The organism is Phaeodactylibacter xiamenensis (assembly GCF_000759025.1).
In the GTDB taxonomy this organism is placed as follows: domain Bacteria; phylum Bacteroidota; class Bacteroidia; order Chitinophagales; family Saprospiraceae; genus Phaeodactylibacter; species Phaeodactylibacter xiamenensis.
In genome coordinates, this window is sequence record NZ_JPOS01000012.1 from 444,390 (window position 1) to 464,356 (window position 19,967).

Below are 19,967 nucleotides of genomic sequence, written 5' to 3' on the forward strand. Positions count from 1 at the left end.
TTGGAATGGCCGTGACTCGCCATTTACTGCTCAAAAGCGGGAGTTTAACACTGATAGGATAGAATTGTTAACTTTTACGGCTGCTTGTTCGTCTATCTTCTGAACAACTAATGCTGCCCCCTATGACCCTTAGCCGCCAACTCAAGTGGACTGCCTTGTCAAGGGCTGGTTTCCGGTTCCTGTTCTCCTATTTTCTGTTGTTTATCCTATCCAATCAGTCGGGCATTTCCAACCTGCTGAGGGGACTGTGGGACCCTCTGATTTTGGCATTCGCCAAAGCACTGTTCGGCGCAGAAATCAGCACGGAGGTCCTGCATACGGGGAGTGGGGACGGGCTTTACAATTATGCCAGCGTAGTCTTCCTTTTGTCGCTGTCGCTGCTGAGTACGCTCGCCTGGACCACACTGGACAAGCGGAGGGCCTACGATTGGCTGCTACAGGCGCTCATTGTGCTGGTACGCTATTACCTGGTGGTGCAGATGGCGCTTTACGGTATGGCCAAGGTGCTCCACGCCCAATTCCCGGAGCCGGCTTTTCACCGGTTGCTGCAACCCTTTGGCGAGTCTTCTCCCATGGGGCTGCTGTGGACGTTCATGGGTTATTCGTATGGGTACAACCTGTTTACAGGCATAGGAGAGTTACTGGGAGCGGCCCTGCTGCTGTTTCGACCCACCACCACACTGGGCGCACTCGTCACGCTCGGTGTCATGGCAAATGTGATGGTGCTCAATTTCTGCTATGACGTACCGGTCAAACTGCTGTCTACCCATTTAGTCCTCTTCTGCCTGTTCCTGCTGGCGCTTGACGGCCCGCGGCTGGCCCGGCTTTTTGTCCTCAACCAGCCCACTGCTCCTGCCCACGCACCGGAGCTTTTCTCAGGCGCCCGCTACCGCAACATCAAAAATATTCTGAAGAGATTGGCGATAATTGGAGGGCTCGCCCTGGTAGCTATCGTTACTACCCAGTTTACCAATCAGCCTAAGCCGCCCATGTACGGGTTGTACAAAGTGGATACGATGGTGCGCAATCAGGATACCCTACCTCCGCTAATCACGGATGGGCGGCGCTGGCAGCATATTGCAATAGAATTCCCCGGGCGGGCGGTGATACAAACCATGCCGGGGCACCTGCGTTGGTTTGATCTCGAAGTGGACACCTCGGCGCAGCGGGCTGTTTTCTCCCAGGGGCGTTTCAGCGATACGTTGTACTACGACCGTACCGGTGCGGTTACCTGGCTATTCCAGGGCATCGTTCGGGGCGATACGGTGTCTGTAAAGGCTACCCGGTGGGACAAGGAGGGATTCCTGCTGATGGGCAGAGGATTCAACTGGGTGAATGAAAGCCCGTTCAACCAATAGGGGTAAGCCTCTCTAATCATCTGTACGTTGTCTTTTGACTCAAGATTAACAGAGCTTATGCGCTCCTGCTTTTTTGAGGTGCCTTATTTTACAACGATCAGGCTGCCGGAATGTATTTTCTTAGCTCCAATTATCCAAAAGCTGTAATGACCGGTTGGCCAATTTGGAAAGACGGTCATCTTTTGTCCTGTAAATTCCCCCTGATAAACCAGTTGGCCCCGGGTATCATACACAGACAACTCAGCAGGTAGTTCCATCTGAGCCACAACTTCCAGCGGTTGCCCGGACCTTACCGGATTGGGATACACCAAAACCGCCTGCCCCGTTGACCATCCTACAGTAGAGTTGAGATCCCCCTGAAGGATTTGCAGTTGCGCTCCATTCGTACCATTCAGCGCGTCTTCCCATGCAAAGGCGACTTCCTCGCTGTCCGGCAGTACGTCCAGTGCCGCACCTGCGGTCATCCACTGCGTATCCCCCGCGTTGGCATCCCGGCGGGCCAGCTCAAAGGCTTCCGGCTGCCCCGGGGCGTTGGGGTGAAGCTCAAAACCGGAAAGCTGCAGGGTCGTCTCCGGCTCAGCGGTTGGCAGGTTGCCGTAGGTGTTTAGTATCCAGTAACCGGTATCGGGCTGTACCATCGGCCCGGCTACGAGGCTAGGCGGTACATTTAGCCGGGTGGCGACTACTACTGACGCCATGGGCTGATCTGCATTCAGGCTCAGGCTTACGCCGGTCTCCCCGAAAGCATAGCTGCCTGCATTTTGGACCGTTTGCCGCGCACTTTGCCCACCTCCTACCGGTGCCTGCGACAGCGTTCGGGCGGCAGCTCCGGTCAGGAATGCATGGTTGACGCCAGCTTTATTGAGAATGCTGCCCTCCACTTCATTGAATTGGTAATACCCCACCAGCCCCTGTTCTGTTTCGGGGCGGGCTGTGAGGTGGCGGCTTAGGCGTACCTCAGCGGTCGACAACGCCCGGTCGTATATCCGGACCTCATCCATCAGCCCCTTGAAGCCTCTTTGGACCCATCCCCGGTAACTGCCCAGGAAGAGGGCTGTATTGCGGAAATCCACCGCCTCTGGGGAAAAAATATGGGTAGCCGATTCGCCATTCAGGTAAACGGTAATGCCATCAGGCTTTACCACCAAAGCTACGTGCGACCACTCATCGGCAGGCACAAAAAGACCGCTGCTCCACCACCATGCCCCACCCGGCCAGTGGTAGCCTAATTCCATATCTGGCCGGAAATTAAGACCAGCGGCTGGCCCGCTCTCCGTAATGGCAATACCAGTGTATTCCGCCTGTACGCCATAAGGATGTATCCAGGCGGTGATGGTAAGCTCGGGTGCCGTGGCAGGCAGACCGTCAATAATCGCGTAATCGCCCCACTCCTGGGTTTCCATGCACAAGCCGGGAATACTATCTGCCCGGCAGGCTTCCACGGTGATCGGCGGCAGGGCCCGCATGCCACTTTCGCCCGTACCATTAGTAATGCTGAGTACAGCCGTATAAGTTCCGGGAGCTCCAAATACCACTTTAGGGTTGCGGGATTGTGGATCGCTAATATAAGTGGGGGCGGGCTCAAATGCCCACGACCAGGAAGCGCCTTCGTGGCGGAGTACCGAGTAATCATCAAAGTAAAAGGTATCCCGTGAACAGCCAGCCTCCAGCTTGTCCACCGTAGGATGTACCATCAAACGGCTCGGAGTCACCAATGGAGCTTCCCATGCACCGTTACTGTAGGTGCCAACCCGGAGTTTGTCATCCCGGTAAAAAGGTCGGAAAATATTGGTGTTCGTGCGCATCGGCAGGCCTTCGTTGTAGAATGCCCAGTCCTCCATGGTTTCATCCCGGTAGAAAACAGCTTTGTCGGTACCGATATACACCGTACCATCCGTACCCGCCTGAAAGAGCATGGTATGAATGCGGTGCCCGTCCAGCAGCGGGGTCGTTGCATTTTCCCAGGTCTGCCCACCATCAACCGAGTGGAAGACCTTGGCCCCGTCGTTGGCATTATGGGCGAAGTAAGCCCAAATGTCGTTCTCGTTTTCGGGATTGAGGGCCAGCCCGCCGGCACGCTTCGAAACCGGACTACCGGGGAAATCCAGGGCCGTCCAGTTGGCTCCTCCATCTTCAGTGCGCAGCAGGTGCGCCCCGGTGAAAGTAGTGCGCTGGTAAACGTATACGACATCCGGATTACTCCGGCTAACTTCCAGTTGCATCACTGGCTGATCATCGTTGCCAAACTCAGCGATCAGGGTGTAGGAACGTCCGCCATCGGTCGTTTTCCAAATTTTGTTCTCCCGCCCCAGATAGAAATGGTTGTAGCAATGAGGCAAGAACTCGATCTCGCTGGAGTGGGTCGAAAAATAGGACTCCGTGGGGTAGAGCTCCAGCTTTGGTGCCTGCAATACGGCACCGGACAAACTCTGCGGCACAATTTGCGAATTGATATCGGAAAAGTAAGCGATATTACGCCCGCCCGGCTGCACATAGCCGGTTGGTGCCTCCGCTCCGCCCAGCCGCAGGGACTGCCCCTGCTCAAATTCGGGCCGGATAGCCGTATTGCCATTGTGGTAACGCCCACCTACGACCAGGTCTTCATTCCAGGCGCTGCCAAAGCCCCAAAACTCAGAGCCCGTAATGCCGTACTTCCTCGACTCTACCGTGGCAAATTCATCATCGGTGAAGTCTATGCCGCCATCGGTGCCGAGCCATATCCCATCCGGACCGACCGTAATCTCCTGCATGTCGGGGTGGATCCAGGTGTTGCCCTGATAGCCGCCTGTAACGTTGAAAACGGCACCACCATCTGTTGACTTGTACAGGCTGACCCCACCGGTGTAAACGATATCTTCATCGAAGGGCGAAATCGCAAGCACGTAATCATAAAAGCCCTGATACGGGCCTCCCCCACCCTCATTGATCATAATATTTTTGTGGCTGGCAGGCCCACCGCTGTATTCGTAGGGCCCGCCCACGTGAGGCCCCTGAAGGCTCCAGGATTCCCCACTGTCCGTGCTTTTCCACACCCCCAGATAACCATCGTCCCCTGCCTTTGAGTTGCCGATCAGCCCGGCGACCACCAAGTCCGGATCGAGCGGAGAGACGGCGATTTTCGCACCGCCATCATTCAGGAAAGGGCTGCTCTGGTCGGGATTGTACCAGCCTTCGGCTTTAACCGTCCAGCTTTGGCCGCCATCTTCCGACTTTTCAAAAATGCAGCGGGGCTCGGTACCGTGGTTACGTACCAGGTACAGCACCTGTGGATCATCGGGCTTAAATTCGATATCATAAACTGAAGCACCCGTCAGGTGGGACCAGTTCGCACCCTCATCTTCGGTCAGCCAGAGCCCGCCCACGCCCCCAACCAGGATGCGCTGCCCATTTGCCGGGCTGACCGCTATGGCGTTTACGCCGAGTGCAGCCTGTGGCAGGTCGGCGGCATCCAGGATTATCTCCCAACTTTCGCCCCCATCTGTAGTGCGGTAAAGGCGCTCCCAGTCACCGGCGTACACGACCGATGCATTGTTGGGGTCGGTGCGGACGATACGGACGTTGTTCATCATCGTATTGGCAGAGACATGCGCCCAGGTTTGCCCGCTGTTGTCTGACCGGAATACGCCTCCGCTTTCGGTGCCGCAGTACAGCACGGAAGGATTGGTATCCGACTGATCGAGGGTGTAGACATTGACCTGCCAGGATACTTCGAACTGTCCCTGCCCTTGCGTAAACGTCTCAAAAGGGCCAATATTCGTCCACATTCCGGTTTGCCGTTGAGCATCGTATCCGGACAGTGCACGCTGATAGGCCGTTTCCGTTTGGCGGCGTTCCTGAGCCGTTGGCCAATTTAGGCTTCCATCCTGTTGAACGTAGGGTTCTACCTTAGGCCGCCAGTGCTTGTAGTTTTGGGTATGGGTATTTTTTTCAAAGGTATGGGTACGATAGTAAGCCTGATAAGCGCTATCTACCAGGCGGATATTCGGCTCGGGCGCGTACATCAGCCGCGCCCAGGCAGGTGTCTCTTCGGTAATTTCCGGAATGGTTTTCAGCCACTGCAATTGCCCGGCGAGTGGTAGTGCTCCGGACAGGGCCGTAATGATTAGCGTCCAAAGGAGACGTTGAGGAAGGTTACAGGTCAGGTCTGCCATATCACTGAAGTCTGTGTTTTAGACCTGAAATATACAGCATCCGGGGCACTTAACCCTCCTCTACCCGCCGAATCGTGCCTTTTTGGGCATCCATTTCCACCCAGTCCCCGGTTTGGAAGTCTAACTGAGCTGGAATTTGAGTGATGCTCGGCACCTGCGCCTCCCGCAGCATGATGGAAGCATGGGAAAGCAGCCCGCCTACGTAGGATGCCACGCCATCTACCTTTGAGAAAAAGGGTACCCAGCCGGGGTCAAGGGCATCCGCTACCAGAATAATGACTGGAAAGGGGGGAGGCGCTACGGTACGCAGATCAGCGGAAGCTACGCGCCAAACCTGCCCCCTCACTTTGCCGGGATAGACCCCAATACCTTGCTGATGATTTTGCTGACTGGCAGAAACGTTGGACAGCACGGTAACCGGCAGGCGGCGCCCCAACTGATTGCACAGGAAAGTATCCATATCCCAGCCTACTGGTTTTGGCGGTTGCCGCTCTGCCATTTCATCAGCCCGCCATTCATTTTCGAAGAACGCGCTGAGCTCTGCCTGTGTAAAAGACCACGGCGCAAAAGGCAGTTTACCATTGAGCTCTTCGCGGTATTCCCAAAACAACGTCATCGTTTCGTGCCTGATCCACTCCCGGGTGTGGATCAGGTCAATGACTGGACGAAATAACCACGCCCAAAGTGGTTGGCGCTTACGGCGTGGCGGGGGCTTGGATGAAGCAGTGAAGTCCACTCCTTTCCGAAGGGCTTCCCAATCCGCCTCGCTGTATTCCCGAAAACGGGGCTGCCCCAGGTCGGACTCATAAAAGCCCCGGTGCCCAAATGCTTCCAGAAACTGAGTAGTGGACCGTTGCCCTCGTTCCCACTCCCGAAAAGCGTGCAGGTAATCCGTGCTGGCACTCTTTTGCTGTATGGCCGCCGCCAGTCGGTGCAGCAGCCCAAGCCGTTCCAGCAGCCCCACCGGGCCGGACATGGCCCCGGTGAGAATCTGCATATTCGTTACCAATTCTACATAGAGGCTGGAAAAGCTGTCACACCAGTGGCTGAAGGCCTTTGCCGGATCAATGAGCCAAAATGGTTCTCGTTCTGCTTTGCCCAGATCCGTTTCTACCGCTGCTTTGCGCTGCCACGCCTGTATACGCTGCTTTGCCTGCCGCTGCTGGCCCAACACCTTAAAAAAGACTGGCAGCTTAGCCAGGCAACGCCAGGGGCGCAGTCCAACCTGGTAGAAGTCCTCAGCGCCCACCGAACGGCAGACGAGCTGCGTGGGCAGCCCCCAGTGCACCATGGTATCCAGCAAGGCCGAAAGGTTGATCCAGGGCATGCCTCCGGCAGCACGCAGGAAGGCACGCTGCAGAAGGGAAGGGTCTAAATCGCGATAGTAGCCGAACAGGGCAGGACCGGCATCCGTGATCAGGTCGGTCATCAGGCGGGAAGGCTCGGGTGGCAAAATCTCCTTGTGATTGGCCGAAGTCAGTACTTCTTCCGCTTCCTCCGGTGTTGTGATAGGCCTGGCCTGCAACAGCCAGAGCTTTCCTTTGGATACGGCAAATTCGATATCGAGCCCGTGACGGGCGTCCGGTTGTTCAAGAAGCTGCCCGGTGATGTAACTTAGCTGTATGAATGCACGCCTTAGAGGCTTACCGCACGTCTCTGCGCCTTTCCAGAAGTTAAAAATAGCGGACCACCGGACATCCCAGGCGCCAAAGCGGGGCAGTAGGAGGGTTTGGCCGCTCTGCTGCCCGCTCATCAGTGCCTCGCCTAACCCTTCTGTATATTCAAGCTTCCAACTGCCTTCGCGGAAAGCAAAGAGTACGCCACTGAAGTCAGGATCCACCATTTCCTGTACCAGTACCTGCGTGCCTTCCTGAGTCGGATAACTGTTGAAAACATCGGTAATCGCAGACTCCAGCTCAGATTCCCCAACATTCAGCCGGGACAAATACTGTCCGGCCTGACTGTTCTCCTCTCCGTCTTCCGTGAGATAGGAAGAGCGGACGGCCACCGGGAACCGCAATCCTTCGGGGCGCTCGCCGGCCAAAAAGTCAGCATAAGCCACAGAGGTGAAAGCCGGCACCGGCCATCCCAGGGATTCAAGTTGTTGGAGCCGGCTAAGCTTGCTCATGCAGGATGTAGGCTGTTAGTTTTTCATAAAATCCACCAGGGTCTTCCAGCATCGGGAAATGGTCCCAGTCCTCAATAACATCAAAGGTAGCATTTGGGAAGTCGTTTTTCCAAAGCGAAAGGTACTTGGAGGCGACAACCCGCTCCCGGCTTCCCCCGATGAAGTTGAATGCCTCGTACTGAAGCTTTTGCTGCACCTCCCGGTACCAGGCCGGAGTGATCAGGTCGAAAAAAACGGGAAAGGCTGCACACAGAGCATAGTCTTTAAAGAATTGCTTCCGCACCGTCTCCGGGATACTTTCCGGCTGCAGGAACAGGCGTTTTTCCCAGACCGGGCGCATCGGTGGCCAGGCAATCAGTGCCTGCATGGTTTTCCGGATCAACAGCGGCTTCATTAGCTTAGGGAAGAAACGGTGCTCCAGGGATGCGCCAATGATACCATGCAGCAACACCTTTTGGGGCTGCCAGTCTGCTGAATCCGGTAATGCCCAGCCCCGTGCTGCCCATTCCAGCAGCAGGCTTCCGCCAATTCCGTGCCCATATACGATCCATGGCTCCTTCCACAGGGGCGCTACTGTGCGCTGCAAGGCATCAATAAAGGGCACCCATCCATCCGCTGATTCCGGCAGGGTGCGGCCATCAAAGCCAGGCAACTCAGGGAGATGTACCCGAAAAGGCACAGCTTGCTTATCCTGCAGCGCCTCCAGGAAAGGCAGAAAACGGGTGCGCCCACCACCATTACCATGTAACATCAATACATTCATCATACGAATGGAGGAACCCTTAAAGGGAAAAATTGTTGGCGGTTTTGTATCTTCCGGTGCATCAAAATCTACGGTCTACTTTGAAGCGTCCCTTACTCCAAACTCTTAAACAGCTCGATCGCCTCTTCGTACGCATGGGCAGAACCGTGCGGGAGTGGCTGGGGCAACAGCCTACCTGGCCCATCCTTATAGCGCCCTACCGGGGCTACGGAAGGCCCAACTGGATCAGCCTGCGCGGCCGGGTGATCAAGGACCGGCGTATTATTAAAGATGAAGTCAACTCCACCTGGCGGGCATTGATCAACAACTATAAACGGTTCAACAGCCGGGAAGTGATGGGCGCCACCGTGCATGTGGAAGTTAATAGTGAAGCCTTCACGGTACAGACCGATGAAGAGGGCTACTTCCTGCTGGAGCGCCCCCTAAAACAGCCTGTCCCACAACCCAAAGACCAATGGTTTAACGCCAGGGTGCACCTGCGGGAAACGCCCAGGCGAAAAGTCGATGTATGGGCTGAAGTGCCCATCTTAGTGCCACATCCTCAGGCTTCCTTTGGTTGCATCAGCGATGTAGATGACACCATTATGAAGACCGATGTGACTTCATTGCTGAAGCTGCGGGTGCTTTACCATACTTTTCTGAAAACGGCTGACCTGCGGCAGTCCTTCAGTAAAGCTGCGGCTTTTTTCCAGGCCTTACAGCGTGGTATGAGCCAGCAGCCCTGCAATCCGATATTCTACGTTTCGAACAGCCCCTGGAATTTGTACGACCTGTTGGAAGAGTTTCTTGCGCTCAATGACTTGCCGGCAGGCCCAATTTTGCTGCGGGACTTTGGGCTGCCCTACCAGGACCACCCGGAAGGTTATCTGGGGCATAAGCACAGCAGTATCCTGCGTATTATTGATACCTACCCTAACTTGCCCTTTGTCCTCATCGGCGATAGCGGGGAGCAAGACCCTTATATTTATGAAGCGGTAGCCAAAGCCCGCCCCGGGCGCATCCGTGCCATTTACATACGGGATGTCCGTTCGCTGCGGCGGGCTAAAAGAATCCGGCAGTTTATCGCACAAACCGGCGTGGATATGAAGCTCGTGGACAACTATCAGCAGGCGGCTATGGATGCGGCAGAGCGGGGGCTTATTCAGGAAACGTACTTTCAGCAGCTCAATCAGTCAGGCCCAAAAAACTAAGCCTCCAAGCCTCTCTTTCTGCGCCAGCGCCGGATAAGCGGGTAACTAAAGACCGCCAGCAAAATGACCGTACCACCCAGGTAAAAACCCGGTGTCAGCTCTTCATTCTCCCGCAGCAGAATCCAGGCCAGCAGGATACCATAGACCGGCTCCAGGTTGACCGTAAGGTTGGAAGCGAAGGCCGTGAGGTGGTTGAGAGCACGCAGGGCAAGTACGTAAGCCAGCGTGGTGCAAAGGAGAGACAAAACCAGGAGGTACCCCCAGTCCGTCAGGCTGACCGGCAGCAGCTGTACAGGGGTTTCTGAAAAGAACAGGTAAAACGGCAGTACCAGGCAGAGGAAAAGCCAGGCGCTCCCCAGCTCCAGAAAAGTGATGCCCATTTCATAGGACTGCCGGATATATTTTTTATTGAGGGTGGCAAAAAAGGCAGCCAGGAAGGCGGAAGCCAGCCCGACCAGGATACCCGTATTCATAGAGGCATCAGTGCTGCCTACGATGAGCGCCATGCCCGGAATGATGAGCAGCCCGAGCATCAATTCGTACCAGCGTACCCGTTGCCGCATGACCACGGGCTCTATGAGGGACGTAAAAAAAGATGTGGTAGCCATGCAGATGAGGGTGATGGAAGCATTAGACAGCTTGATGGCTCCGTAGAAAGCCACCCAGTGCAGCGCTACGAGTACACCAATGCCCATAAAGCGGAGGATTTGCGCCCGGGTAAAGGCTTTCATCACCCGCCCTACCCGAATGAGCAGCAGCAAGCTCGCACTCGTAATGAGCACCCGCCACCAGACCATAACGAGGGCGGACAGCTGAATAAGGTCGCCGAGAATGGCTGTAAACCCAAATAGAAAAACAGCGATATGCAGCTCCAGATAAGCTCTTTTTTCCTCCTGCATGGCGTTCCGGTTGATTTTGCTGCAAAGCAACGCAAAAAACCAGAAATCATTAGGCCCTGCCCTGTATAAAGTTTGGAGTTCTGTAAACGGGTTTGCGCCTTTCGGTGTTAGGTGGTCATTCATCTTAATATCAAACCAAAACTTAAACCAAAATGGCTGTACAAGTTGGCGATAAAGCCCCGGCATTTGCCCTGAATAATACCGCAAATGAGAAAGTTGCCCTGAGCGACTACGAAGGCAAAAACCTGATCGTTTTGTTTTTCCCCCTCGCCTTCACCAGCGTTTGCACGGAGGAGTTGTGCACCATGCGCGACAATATGGCGGAGTACCAAAAGCTGAACGCTGATGTGGTTGCGATTTCCGTAGATTCTCCCTTCACTCTAGGCAAGTTTAAAGCTGAGCAAAATCTGGATTTCCCACTGCTTTCTGACTTCAACAAGGAGGCTTCTGAAGCTTACGGAGCCATCTACGATGACTTCTTTGGCATGAAGGGGGTTTCCAAGCGTTCTGCCTTTGTCGTAGACAAGGAAGGGGTGGTTCGTTATGCGGAAGTCCTTGATAATGCCGGAAATCTTCCTAATTTTGAGGCCATTAAGGAAACTTTGGGCCAGCTTAACTAGTTGGTGTCAATGAAGCAAGACTATTTCAGCGTATGATCAATGAGTTATTCAATACATCTGTAGAGGAAGTCGAAGAGGTTGTGGTCGAGGACGACTCAGGCACGGGGGAGAAAGCCCAACTCATTGTCTACAATGATGACCATAATACTTTTGACTGGGTAATCCAGTGCTTTATGGACGTATTGGGTCACAGCAGCGAGCAGTCAGAACAGCTGGCGCTCATCATCCACTTCAAAGGCAAGGCGACGGTCAAAACCGCTCCCAAGGATGTGCTGAAGCCCAAAAAAGATGCACTCATTGACCGCGGGCTGTCTGCCGTCATTGAAGAAGGGGGCTAAACGCTTCATTGCGCTGACTACAAAAAATCCCGGGCCGCACAACTGTTGCAGCCCGGGATTTTTGTCCCTAAACGCTGACCGGGATCAATCGTACCCCCGCTCGTCCCTACCTTCCATGAAGTTGATAAAGGCCCGGTTGACGACCCGGTTGCCCCCCGGTGTGGGGTAGTTACCGGAGAAGTACCAGTCACCGTTGTTTTTGGGGCAGGCTTTCTGCAACCCCTCTACCGTTTGGTAAATGACCTTGATCTCTGGCTCTATGCCTTTGGGCGAAACGATCTCTGCAATTTTATCCGAGACAGTTTCGTAATCAAACTCGTCGTAAAGCGCCTGCACTTCATTGGTGATGTCTTCCTTCAGGCTATGTTCCTGTGCCTTGCAGCGTTCGTAAGCTTCGTGCAGGAGGTGGTCCTTGTCGTTTTCCTTTAGCAGTTCCACCAAAGCCCGGAAGGCAACAAACTCCTTCATCTTCGACATATCGATGCCGTAGCAGTCCGGATATCGGATTTGTGGGGCGGAGGAGACAATCACAATTTTCCTGGGCCGCAGGCGGGAGGCAATATTGATGATGCTATCGTGGAGGGTCGTGCCCCGTACAATAGAATCGTCAAGCAAAACGAGGGTATCTTTATGGTTGGTCACGATGCCGTAGGTCACATCGTATACATGTGCCACCATAGCTTCCCGGGAGGTCGTATCCGCAATAAAGGTGCGCTGTTTAGCATCCTTGACTACCAGTTTTTCCATCCTTGGCTTCATAGCCAGGATTTTCTCCAGCTTATCGGGCTTCAGGTCCTTGCCTTTCTTGAGGATTTTATCCTTTTTGATTTCGTTCAGGCTATCTGTCAGCCCTTCCATCAGGCCATAAAATGCAGTTTCTGCCGTATTGGGCACAAAGGAGAAGACTGTGTGCTTAAAGTCAAAGTCCACCTCTTTCAGCACTTTCTTTGTCAACTGCCGACCGAGCTGTTTGCGCTCCAGATAAATGTCACGGTCATTGCCACGGGAGAAGTAGATGCGCTCAAAGGAACAAGCCGCCCGGTCGAGCGGGTCCATACAGCGTACTTCGCTAACGCGGCCATCCTTTTTAACGATGAGGGCGTGCCCCCGTTTCAATTCCTGGATATCGCCAATATGAAGATTGAAAACGGTTTGGATAGCGGGCCGTTCGGAAGCCACGACTACGATTTCGTCATCCTGATAGTAAAATGCGGGGCGGATACCGGCCGGGTCACGCAGTACAAAAGCATCGCCATGGCCAATGAGCCCGGCCATAACGAAGCCGCCGTCAAACTTCTTGCTGGCCCGCCGCAGCAGGCGCTGGATATCCAGGTTTTTGTAGATCAGCTCGTTGACCTCCTGATTGGAATAGCCATCGGGCTTGTACCAGGTGTGGAGCCGCTGCACTTCATCATCCAGGAAGTGGCCAATTTTTTCCAGCACGGTGACGGTATCTGACTTTTCCTTGGGGTACTGCCCCAGCTCCACAAGTTCCTGAAAGAGCTCATCGACGTTGGTCAGGTTGAAGTTGCCGGCGACGAGGAGGTTACGGGTAATCCAGTTGTTTTGGCGCAGGAAAGGGTGGCAGGTTTCCACGCCATTATTGCTGTGGGTACCGTAGCGCAGGTGCCCCAGAAGGAGCTCGCCTACATAGGGCTTATTGTCCTTGAGCCACTGCGGGTCGTTGAGCTGCTCCGGCGTCAGGTCTTTGAAGTGGCGGTGTACCTGCTGAAAGAGGTCATCGAGGTAATTGGAAGCCACACTGCGTTTGCGGCTGATGTACTTTCTGCCGGGTTGTACATCGAGTTTGATGGTGGCCATACCGGCACCGTCCTGCCCGCGGTTGCGCTGTTTTTGCAGCAGCAGTTGCAGTTGATTCAGGCCGTAGAAGGCCGTACCGTATTTTTTATGGTAATAATCAAGCGGTTTGAGCAGGCGGATCATCGCTATTCCGCACTCGTGTTTGATCTGATCGCTCATGGCTGTGTGCCCTTTGTTTAGGAGGAATAAGAAGTTGCCGCAAAGGTAGGGTCTTTTTGGCAATGCACCGATTAAAGTCAGGAAACATCTTCGGCTGCGGACAAGTTGAGCGCCCCGGTCTGAAGTTCATCCGGATTCGTCCAAAGAAGTGGCATTATGGGCGGTGTGGCCTTAACTTCTGCCTGTCTTTGCATGTTAAACAAATAATAATGATATTTCGACACGCATATAACAGCAGTGGCGCACTTGTAATTTCCGGCATGAAAGAAAAAAACGTAGCAGGCATACTCGCATTATTTTTGGGCGGCTTTGGCGTCCACCGCTTTTACCTGGGCCAAACCGGGCTGGGCATTTTTTATATGCTCTTCTTCTGGTTCCCGGTGATGTGGATTGTGGGGCTGATCGATGCGATTGCGTTTTTCTCTATGGACAACGAGAAGTTCGACCGAAAGTACAACCGGGAGCTGCTCTACCGCCGCGAGCAGGAACGCAACTACGACTACCGTGACGACGAGGCTATGCGCCGGATGGAACGCTACGAGCGCCGCCGGGAAAGCCGCAGTGAGCGGAGCTACTACCGCCCTAAGAAGCACAATACGCCGAAGCGCCAAAGCTCCCCAAGCCGGGCTAAGAAACCTGCCAACCCATACAAAAGTACCGGTGTGCAAAAATTCAAGGACTACGACTATAACGGAGCAATTGCCGACTTCAAAAAGGCACTCAAGATTGAGCCCCGTGATGTGGCCACCCACTTCAACATCGCCTGCGCCTACTCCATCAGTGAGCAGCCGGAGGAAGCCTTCCGCCATCTCGATCTGGCTGTGCAGTTTGGCTTCAATGATTTTGAGAAAATCCGGGAGCACGACAAGCTCGCCTATCTGCGCATTCAGGATGAATTTGAGGATTTTGCCAAGAATGGCTTCCGCCTGCCGGGCAATGAGGCAGCGTCTGCGCCTCCCGCATCGTCTAATAAACAGGGAATGCCTGCTGAAGAAGAAGTGGAAGACCATTCTCACCTGCTCGAACAGCTTAAGCAGTTGGGCGAACTGAGAGAAAAGGGCTTGCTCACCGAGGAGGAATTTGCGATTCAAAAGAAGCGGCTGCTTGGATAAAGGCACGCCACGAATTTGTCAGAATTGTACAAATGATAGGGTCCGGCTCAACAGGTTTCGCTAAATTGCGTTAGAACTCATGAATCAGAAAGACATTTAAGCATGACGGCCCAACAGCTTATCTCAGACAGCATTATCCCTTTGCGTACCTCTGAAACGGGAGATACAGCCCTGGGCATTATGAATGACTTCTACGTCCGTCACCTTCCTATCGTCAATGACAAACAGCTGTTGGGGCTGATTTCCGAAGAAGATATTCTGGAGCACGACGCGCATGAGCCGGTGGGTTCCTATCAGCTTTCGCTCATCCGCCCGTACGTTAAGTATAACGATCACCTTTACGAAATCCTGCGCCTGATCGCGGAGTACCACCTCACTTTAATCCCGGTAGTGGATGAAGAGGAGAATTACATCGGGCTCGTCACTATGGAAGATGTGCTGCAGTACTTCACCAAAACGGCTTCCTTCTCCGAGCCTGGCAGTATTGTGGTCCTGGAGATGAGCCGCCACGATTATCAGCTTTCACAGATTGCGCAAATTGTGGAGTCTGAGAATGCCGCTGTGCTCAGCGCTTTCATTACCACCAGTCTTGATTCCATCCGGGTGGACGTTACCATTAAGATCAACCGGCAGAACATTCAGAATATCCTGGCTACTTTCGAGCGCTATGAATACGAGGTCAAGGCTTCCTTCAATGAGATTGAGTACCTCGACTCTTTGCGCGACCGTTATGACTCTTTGATGGCTTATTTGAATGTGTAAAGTCACAACCTCCGCACCACCCCCACCAACAACACCATCGGAAACTGGAAAACCTCATACTCCCTAAATGAAAAAGGAGTGACTTGGCTGCTCAGTACGGAGCGGTTGTTCAGCAGATTGGTGCCCTGAAAGGTGAGCGCCCAGCGGCCGCCATCAAATTGGTAACGGGCATCAAGGGATACCTCATTGAAAAAATCGTAAGACTGCCCGGCTCGGCGAAAGCCATGTAAAGCGGCTGCCCCTTTGACCTGCAGGTTTTCCATGGGCAGGACTTCCCATGACAGCGACAGCTCATCCTGATCGAACCGGGCTTGTGAGCTGCCTTGCTGACGTACCCACCGCTGCGACCGACTGTAGGCCAAACGCAGGGCGGCTGCCTTGCTGATTTCCCACCGGATTTCCGGATTTGCAAAGGCTTGCCACTCCGCTACCCGGCTATCTACGCCATAAAGGATTTGCCGGAAGGCGGACTGCCTGCCCCTGAAGTTGACCGACCATTCCAGACGATCCCCTTTTTGGCTCATCCGCCCGCGGAAAGACCATTCGTGGCCGGCATCCCGCAGGAGGAAAGTTTCCCGTAGCTGATCGATACCGGTGCCGCTGATGCGCTGTTGCAGGGCGAGGCTGCGCAGGGCGTACGACAACTGTAGGTACCAATTGCGCTGGGTGAAAAAGTCCCTGCGCCGGTAAGCCAGGTTCCAAATATGAGAAAGGCTGTTGCGCAGATCCGGATTGCCCTGTTCCAGCTGATTGAAGCCGGTGATCGTTGCCCGGCTCAGCCAGGCTTCCGTTTCCGGAAAGAGCCGGCTGATGCGGTACCCCAATTCAAATTCGCCCACATTCGTCCAGGTGGTGGTGGCTTTGGCGAAAGGCAGGGCCAGCCATTCCCTTTGGCGGGCAGCTGCCTGCCCCTCATCGCGAATCCGCCATTGCATACGGTGGACGGTGGTGCCCAGTGCGCCCTCCAGCGCATCGCGGGTGTACTTATAAGACAGGCGGGCCGAGGCATCCTCCAGCCGAAGCTTTTGACCGTTGCCAAACCGGGTGGTATCAATGGGCAGCAATACGGGCGTGCCGTTACCGGCTGACCAGTTGTCCATAGTCTGCGCCCGGCTATGCAACTGACGGTAGCCCAGCTGGAATTCGAAGTGGTTCTGCGGACTCAGCACCCAATAATGCCGGTAGGCGGTGGAAAGGGCCGAAAGCCGGGTCTGCCCCTGATGCGAAAGCCCGGCATTCGGTTCCGGTGGTGAGCCAATCAGCCCTTGCAGCAGGGGCTGATTAGATTGCAGACCAAGCTCGTCCTCCGCTCTGCGCTGCTGCCAGGAAGCTTCCAAAGTGCCAATGTGATGCCCGCTGAATTTATGGTGGGCTTCCAGGGTATGGCTGTGGTTTTGAAAGTCATGCTCCTCTTCAGTGAACAGGTTACGCCCGGTCTGCACCGTTTGCGAAAGCAAGGTGGAAGCATCTTCCGCCATTCCAACCTGCAGGTCGGACTCCAGGGACAGGTAGTAGTCTTCTTTGGGATCGTACACCAAGCTGAGCTTGCCATTGGAAGTAGCCCGTTCGGTATCGCGTGCGCTTTCCCTGGTTTCGGTGACAGGCGGTGCCCCGTCCTGCTGCCAGAAGGCATTGCGCGACAGCGAACGGTAGCCCTGCACACTGCGGAGCCCCAGCCCATAAGCGTAAATGATCCAGTCTGGGAGAGGTGCAGCGCTGACATTCAGCCCGCCAAACTGTGAGCGGCCGGAGCGGTTATTGCCCGGTGACAGATAAGGCATAAAATCCTGCTGCAAGCCTGACAGCCCGGCTTGCCCCTCTGCCAGCAATCGGCCCATACCGCCCTGCATCTGAATGACATCGGAAAAGGACAGCGGCTCCAGATTGGCGTTGTTCAGGTCGCCAATGCCATTGACGCTTACCTCAGGGAAATAGTAGAAGAGGTTAGGGTGGGCGAGGTAGCGCTTTTCGGGGCCAGCCGCCGCCGCGATATCCCCAAAGACGAAGCGTTTTTTGTCTTCCCGCAGGCGTACATTGAGCACCAGCTGATTGCCCGTGCCCAGGGGTTGCAGGAAATCAACGGCGTTATAATTATCGATGACCTCCAGCTTGGCAATCACCTCTGCCGGGATATGCTCAAGCGCCAACCTGGAACTGCCCCCGAAGAAGGGCTTCCCTTCCACCATCACCTGCTGCACCACTTCCCCATTGAAGCGCAGGCGGTTTTGCTCATCCACTTCTATACCCGGCAGGCGGCGCAGCAGGTCCTGCAGCTTCCAGTCGAATACCTCCCGGAAAGCATCTGCCTGATAGGTGACCGTATCGCCACGGACCACTACCGGCGGGGCTCGGTCTTTGACTTCCACCATCGCCAGGTCGAGGGGTTGCAGGCGCAGGGTAATTTGCAGGGTCGTATCTTCTGTTCCGGCAGGCAGGGTTATAGAGGTGGACTGATAGCCGAGGTAGGTGGTGGTCATTCGCAGGCCTGCAGCGCCACTTGCCTTAAAGCGGAACCGCCCCTGTTGATCCGTCATTGCAAAACGCAGGGTAGCTCCTTCCTCTACCGGCACGAAGGAAATATTGGCAAAAGGCAAAGGCGTGCGCAGGCTATCGTCCAGTACCTGCCCGGTAATTTGGCGTGATTGGGCCAGGAGCGGCCACCCTGCCAGCAGAAGCAGCCCGGTCATGAAAGTCCGGTTGTTCCACACTACTGCCGGCTTTTGATTTGTTGCTCATTGTAGGCATCGTATTCCTTCTTACTAATCGTTTTGCCTTTTTTGAGCCGGATGTCCTTTTCTTGTTCGGCAGATAAGCCTTCGGCGAGGGAGTCGATCGTAAAGGTAGACCAGGGTTTGCCTACCACCCCCGCCTCCAACACCAGTCCGGGCAGCCCGTCCAGGCCCTTGGGACCATAGGGCAGCGGGATTTCCGTAGTAAACCACGCTTCGATCTCATAGTATATTTGCCGTTCGCGAGCCTTTTCATAGTAATCCACTACTGCCGTCGCTTTTTTGCAGGCATATTGCCCGATGTAGCGTTCTTCCTCTGTGATGACCCACTCGTATTCTTCGTAGGGCATTTGCACATTGATGCGCTGCCCGGTTTGTTCCACCTGCATGATTTTCTCCTGCTTTTGGGTGTTACGGTAGTATACATTATTGGCTCCCGTGGTGCTTTTAGCTAGGATGTGCCCCAGCTCATCACCCAGTGGCAGGTAGGGGATAAGCCGGTACTGCGCGTATTCGGGGGTGTAAAGGAGTTCAAAACGCATTTGGGGGTATTCTGCTTCCATCCCCTTCATGCTAGTCTTAAAACCTTCCCGCTGTTCCGGGGGTAGACTTTTTGCTGCTTCATCCAAAGTTGCGTGGCGCTCAGCGGTACTGATGAGTTTGTAAATCACTTGCCCGGACTGGGCAGGGAGGGTGAGGGTGCAGAGGAGTAGGATGGTTCCTAAAAGGAAAAGTCTGGGGTACATGTTTGTTGTTTTATTTTAATGTCTATGGTGATGACCGGATATACTAAAAAAGCTTACCCCAAAAGCAGCCTGAAGCCTTCATTTGGCCAGAGTTAGGCCATGAAGCAGCAGCAATTGGGGTAAGATACTAATACAATATGTTTTTTGTATGGATACTCCTTACGCTCCCATCCAAAGCGTAGTAAACTTGAAAGGGAAAAAATGTGATAGGAGTCCCCTCCTTACTCTTTGCCACCAACACTCAGAAGTGAACTGCTGCTCACCGTTTTTGTACATTCCCCATCATTGCTACAGGGGCTGCAGTTGCCGCGGTCTCCACCGTTAAATCTTGGCTCGCAACCGCCGGTTTCTTGAGAACAATCAGAGGTGGTACAACTAATCGTGTAATTTACTCTCAATACAGTGCCATCTGCTTTTTCCACCCGAAATGTAGATTTGTAGGCTTTGCCTAAAAACACCAATGTATAGCCCCCCTGAGCGGCTGTTTCTATGCTCACTTCCGTAAATTCGCCGTTGATCCCTGAAAACCGCTGTAGGTTTTGGTTGTAAGCCCGCAGCAGCTCCGTTTTGTCAGCAGTCAGCACTGCTTTACCATCCTGGATCTCTCCGATGGCCAGCCAGCCCTTTTGAGCGTGAGTACAACTGAACGCTGTCAGCCCTAAGAAAACGATTAAAATCAAATGAGTGCGTGACAAAAAAGCGGGGATGGGTAAAAAAGGGAGGTTGAGCCAATAAGTCGTAAATTGAGTTTGACACAAAACAATTAACGACAGCCAAACCTCCCGGATGAAGTTATGGAAAAACAGCAACTTACCCAGCGATTAAATCAGAAGTTTGAAGAATTAGTGTGCCTTAGCGATGGATACGTCGAATCTTCGGATGCCATGCATGACATTGAAAAAGGCTTGCTGAGCGAATTGCTGAGCATCGGGCTGCTGCTGCTCCGGTACATCATAGCCGGGAAGCTAAAACAGTGCAAGAGTTATGAATTCGACGTGGACAATCAAGCAGCTTGCCAAAGCAAGGGCAAGAAGGCGCGGCGCTATTTAAGTTTGTTTGGGCCCTTATCCATACAGCGCCCGAGCCACTGGGCCAGTGACAAAGGGGTTGTATATAAACTGGATGAGCACCTGCAGTTGCCCCGAGGGAGCTATTGGTCTTACAATATCCAGGAATTAAGCAGCCGGAGGA

At 54.1% G+C, this 19,967-nt stretch carries 15 protein-coding genes; 7 read left to right on the forward strand and 8 right to left on the reverse strand.

Going from position 1 to position 19,967, the window contains the following annotated elements; genetic code table 11:
* The first annotated feature begins 122 nt into the window (after positions 1-122).
* Positions 123-1,358, forward strand: a complete 1,236-nt coding sequence (locus tag IX84_RS05535; protein ID WP_152604928.1) for a hypothetical protein — start codon at positions 123-125, stop codon at positions 1,356-1,358.
* A gap of 83 nt (positions 1,359-1,441) precedes the next feature.
* Here IX84_RS05535 and IX84_RS05540 read toward each other — a convergent pair whose 3' ends face one another.
* Genes IX84_RS05540 through IX84_RS05550 form a run of 3 tightly spaced genes read right to left on the reverse strand, consistent with a single transcriptional unit; the run spans position 1,442 to position 8,403 of the window.
* Positions 1,442-5,509: a LamG-like jellyroll fold domain-containing protein gene (locus IX84_RS05540; RefSeq protein ID WP_044217220.1), complete on the reverse strand. Its 4,068-nt coding sequence runs from the start codon at positions 5,507-5,509 to the stop codon at positions 1,442-1,444.
* A 49-nt stretch (positions 5,510-5,558) separates the two neighbouring features.
* A complete protein-coding gene (locus IX84_RS05545; protein WP_044217222.1) occupies positions 5,559-7,637 on the reverse strand; it encodes a PEP/pyruvate-binding domain-containing protein in 2,079 nt (692 codons plus the stop codon).
* Positions 7,624-8,403, reverse strand: a complete 780-nt coding sequence (locus IX84_RS05550; protein WP_081968624.1) for an alpha/beta fold hydrolase — start codon at positions 8,401-8,403, stop codon at positions 7,624-7,626. The genes IX84_RS05545 and IX84_RS05550 overlap by 14 nt, the downstream gene beginning before the upstream one ends.
* Before the next feature lie 77 nt (positions 8,404-8,480).
* Between IX84_RS05550 and IX84_RS05555 the strand changes: the two genes are divergently transcribed.
* Positions 8,481-9,590: an App1 family protein gene (locus IX84_RS05555; protein ID WP_152604929.1), complete on the forward strand. Its 1,110-nt coding sequence runs from the start codon at positions 8,481-8,483 to the stop codon at positions 9,588-9,590.
* Here IX84_RS05555 and IX84_RS05560 read toward each other — a convergent pair.
* A complete protein-coding gene (locus IX84_RS05560) occupies positions 9,587-10,489 on the reverse strand; it encodes a DMT family transporter (RefSeq protein WP_044217228.1) in 903 nt (300 codons plus the stop codon). The two genes, IX84_RS05555 and IX84_RS05560, sit on opposite strands and share 4 nt — an antisense overlap.
* A gap of 152 nt (positions 10,490-10,641) precedes the next feature.
* On the opposite strand from IX84_RS05560, the gene IX84_RS05565 reads away from it, so the two are divergent.
* Positions 10,642-11,109: a redoxin domain-containing protein gene (locus IX84_RS05565; protein WP_044217230.1), complete on the forward strand. Its 468-nt coding sequence runs from the start codon at positions 10,642-10,644 to the stop codon at positions 11,107-11,109.
* A 32-nt stretch (positions 11,110-11,141) separates the two neighbouring features.
* A complete protein-coding gene (locus tag IX84_RS05570) occupies positions 11,142-11,447 on the forward strand; it encodes an ATP-dependent Clp protease adaptor ClpS (protein WP_044217232.1) in 306 nt (101 codons plus the stop codon).
* An 84-nt stretch (positions 11,448-11,531) separates the two neighbouring features.
* Here the strand turns inward: IX84_RS05570 and IX84_RS05575 are convergent, their stop codons facing one another.
* Positions 11,532-13,427 (reverse strand): amidophosphoribosyltransferase, encoded by a 1,896-nt coding sequence (locus IX84_RS05575; RefSeq protein WP_044217234.1) that lies wholly within the window; start codon positions 13,425-13,427, stop codon positions 11,532-11,534.
* A gap of 209 nt (positions 13,428-13,636) precedes the next feature.
* Here IX84_RS05575 and IX84_RS31835 point away from each other — a divergent pair, with 209 nt between their 5' ends.
* Together IX84_RS31835 and IX84_RS05585 are read left to right on the forward strand one after the other, a co-directional pair.
* A complete protein-coding gene (locus tag IX84_RS31835; RefSeq protein WP_063978252.1) occupies positions 13,637-14,539 on the forward strand; it encodes an NINE protein in 903 nt (300 codons plus the stop codon).
* Between the two features lie 102 nt (positions 14,540-14,641).
* Entirely contained in the window at positions 14,642-15,301 is a 660-nt protein-coding gene (locus IX84_RS05585; protein ID WP_044217238.1) for a CBS domain-containing protein, read from the forward strand.
* Positions 15,302-15,303: 2 nt separating this feature from the next.
* On the opposite strand, the gene IX84_RS05590 is transcribed toward IX84_RS05585, so the two are convergent.
* From IX84_RS05590 to IX84_RS05600, 3 genes are all read right to left on the reverse strand, one after another.
* Positions 15,304-17,988 carry a carboxypeptidase regulatory-like domain-containing protein gene (locus IX84_RS05590; protein WP_152604930.1) on the reverse strand — a complete coding sequence of 895 codons (2,685 nt, stop codon included), beginning with the start codon at positions 17,986-17,988 and terminating at the stop codon, positions 15,304-15,306.
* A gap of 20 nt (positions 17,989-18,008) precedes the next feature.
* Positions 18,009-18,776 (reverse strand): GLPGLI family protein, encoded by a 768-nt coding sequence (locus IX84_RS05595; protein ID WP_044217241.1) that lies wholly within the window; start codon positions 18,774-18,776, stop codon positions 18,009-18,011.
* Positions 18,777-18,997: 221 nt separating this feature from the next.
* The gene (locus tag IX84_RS05600) at positions 18,998-19,471 is read right to left on the reverse strand and encodes a hypothetical protein (protein WP_152604931.1); all 474 of its coding nucleotides are present in this window, start codon (positions 19,469-19,471) and stop codon (positions 18,998-19,000) included.
* 99 nt (positions 19,472-19,570) lie between these two features.
* Here IX84_RS05600 and IX84_RS05605 point away from each other — a divergent pair.
* On the forward strand, positions 19,571-19,967 hold a 397-nt coding region (locus tag IX84_RS05605), incomplete at its 3' end, for a hypothetical protein (protein WP_044217245.1).

Excerpts from the sequence above, each read along its gene's own strand:
- IX84_RS05535 (WP_152604928.1), top strand. The coding sequence starts at position 123 with ATGACCCTTAGCCGCCAACTCAAGTGGACTGCCTTGTCAAGGGCTGGT.
- IX84_RS05540 (WP_044217220.1), bottom strand. The coding sequence starts at position 5,509 with ATGGCAGACCTGACCTGTAACCTTCCTCAACGTCTCCTTTGGACGCTA.
- IX84_RS05545 (WP_044217222.1), bottom strand. The coding sequence starts at position 7,637 with ATGAGCAAGCTTAGCCGGCTCCAACAACTTGAATCCCTGGGATGGCCG.
- IX84_RS05550 (WP_081968624.1), bottom strand. The coding sequence starts at position 8,403 with ATGATGAATGTATTGATGTTACATGGTAATGGTGGTGGGCGCACCCGT.
- IX84_RS05560 (WP_044217228.1), bottom strand. The coding sequence starts at position 10,489 with ATGCAGGAGGAAAAAAGAGCTTATCTGGAGCTGCATATCGCTGTTTTT.
- IX84_RS05565 (WP_044217230.1), top strand. The coding sequence starts at position 10,642 with ATGGCTGTACAAGTTGGCGATAAAGCCCCGGCATTTGCCCTGAATAAT.
- IX84_RS05570 (WP_044217232.1), top strand. The coding sequence starts at position 11,142 with ATGATCAATGAGTTATTCAATACATCTGTAGAGGAAGTCGAAGAGGTT.
- IX84_RS05575 (WP_044217234.1), bottom strand. The coding sequence starts at position 13,427 with ATGAGCGATCAGATCAAACACGAGTGCGGAATAGCGATGATCCGCCTG.
- IX84_RS31835 (WP_063978252.1), top strand. The coding sequence starts at position 13,637 with ATGATATTTCGACACGCATATAACAGCAGTGGCGCACTTGTAATTTCC.
- IX84_RS05585 (WP_044217238.1), top strand. The coding sequence starts at position 14,642 with ATGACGGCCCAACAGCTTATCTCAGACAGCATTATCCCTTTGCGTACC.
- IX84_RS05590 (WP_152604930.1), bottom strand. The coding sequence starts at position 17,988 with ATGACCGGGCTGCTTCTGCTGGCAGGGTGGCCGCTCCTGGCCCAATCA.
- IX84_RS05595 (WP_044217241.1), bottom strand. The coding sequence starts at position 18,776 with ATGTACCCCAGACTTTTCCTTTTAGGAACCATCCTACTCCTCTGCACC.